Origin of the sequence: Streptomyces purpureus, from assembly GCF_014648195.1 — a bacterium.
Classification (GTDB): Bacteria; Actinomycetota; Actinomycetes; order Streptomycetales; family Streptomycetaceae; genus Streptomyces; species Streptomyces purpureus.
In genome coordinates this window covers 5108-5382 of record NZ_BMQQ01000051.1, presented here as the reverse complement: position 1 = coordinate 5382, position 275 = coordinate 5108, and the positions used below count along the sequence as shown (strand labels likewise).

Annotated in this window: 1 protein-coding gene; it reads right to left on the bottom strand. The window is 69.8% G+C overall.

Annotated elements, in window-relative coordinates:
* A partial coding sequence (locus IEZ01_RS35470; RefSeq protein WP_229833335.1) for a HAMP domain-containing protein occupies nt 1-275 on the bottom strand: 275 nt, incomplete at both ends.

Below are 275 nucleotides of genomic sequence, written 5' to 3'. Positions count from 1 at the left end.
GTGTTCTTCAGCTCCAGGATCTCGCCGCGCGCGTCCACGTCGATCTTCTGCGACAGGTCACCACGCGCGACCGCCGTGGCGACCTGCGCGATGTTACGGACCTGGGCGGTGAGGTTCCCGGCCATGCCGTTCACCGAGTCGGTCAGGTCGCGCCAGACACCGGCCACGCCCGGCACCTGCGCCTGACCGCCGAGCCGGCCGTCCGTACCCACCTCACGGGCCACCCGCGTCACCTGCTCGGCGAACGCGCTCAGCTGGTCGACCATCGTGTTGAT